This is a genomic window from Halomonas sp. 707D4 (assembly GCF_024158685.1).
Taxonomy (GTDB): domain Bacteria; phylum Pseudomonadota; class Gammaproteobacteria; order Pseudomonadales; family Halomonadaceae; genus Vreelandella.
The window spans coordinates 1-1,018 of the sequence record NZ_JAMZBD010000761.1 but is presented as its reverse complement, the minus strand read 5'-3'; the positions used below and the strand labels follow the sequence as shown (position 1 = coordinate 1,018).

The following is a 1,018-nucleotide window of genomic DNA, read 5'->3' as shown; positions in this document are numbered from 1 at the left end:
GTCTCCACGTGCGCGTAGCGCCTCCGGCCCCGAACACGCCGGCTACCCGTCGCCCGACGGCGTGCAGCCTGCCTACGGCGGCGCGCTCGAGCGGTCGTCGACATCGCCGCGCACCGGCAACGACTCCCTGACGCCCGACGACCCCGACCGGCCGATCCGCTAGGCCCACGTGGTTACTCGCCCACACCTTGTCAGCACGCACGAGGTTTCCATGGATACGCAGCACGAAAGCACGACGCAGGGGTCGTCCGTCGGTACGCTTCTGACGACGCTCACCCGCGAACTCACCGGCCTAGTACGCAACGAGGCCGAACTCGCCAAGGCGGAAGTTTCGGAAAAGACCCACCAGGCGCTCACGGCCATCGCGGCCATCGCCATTGCCGGCGCGGTGATCTTCGCGGGCTTTCTGGTTCTTCTGGCCGCCGCGGTGTTTCTGCTCAACGACCTGCTTCCGCCGGAGATGACGCCCTGGCTTTCCGCCGTGATCGTCGGCGCGGTGGTGGCGCTGATCGGCATGATCATGCTCAGCACGGGGCTCAACCGCATCAAGGCGCAGAGCCTGGCGCCCCGGCGCACCCTGCAGAGTCTCAAGGACGACAAGGCGCTGGCCGACGAGCACCGTCGCCACGTCAAGGAGGAGTTGAAATGAGCCATCACGACGAGCAGCGCAGCTCCGAGGAGATCGAGAAGGAGATCCATCGCTCCCGCGAGCGGCTGGACACCACCCTCAACGAACTCGAGGAGCGCTTCTCTCCCCAGCGCCTGCTCAACGCCTCCTACGACTACCTGCGCCACGGCGGCGCCAACGAGTTCTTCTCGAACCTGGGCACCACCATCAAGGAGAACCCGGTGCCGTTTCTGGTCACCGGCGTGGGCCTTGGCTGGCTGTTGACCGCCCAGCGCGGCGGCGCACGGCCGTCGGGCAATTTCGCCAACTCCGAGGCCTACCCGCACAGCGGCCCGACCGGCGACGCGTTCCGGTCGAGGGACATCGGCGCTGGCCGCCACGCCGGTGACG

At 67.9% G+C, this 1,018-nt stretch carries 2 protein-coding genes; both read left to right on the top strand.

Annotation, left to right across the window (positions count from 1 at the left end; translation table 11 throughout):
- Positions 1–211 precede the first annotated feature (211 nt).
- A complete protein-coding gene (locus BIS11_RS18515) occupies positions 212–649 on the top strand; it encodes a phage holin family protein (RefSeq protein ID WP_253419651.1) in 438 nt (145 codons plus the stop codon).
- The coding region (locus tag BIS11_RS18510; protein ID WP_253586854.1) for a DUF3618 domain-containing protein at positions 646–1,018 on the top strand (373 nt) is incomplete at its 3' end. The genes BIS11_RS18515 and BIS11_RS18510, both read left to right, overlap by 4 nt.

What these genes read in the sequence shown, in the direction of transcription:
- BIS11_RS18515 (WP_253419651.1), top strand. Translation starts at nt 212, where the DNA reads ATGGATACGCAGCACGAAAGCACGACGCAGGGGTCGTCCGTCGGTACG.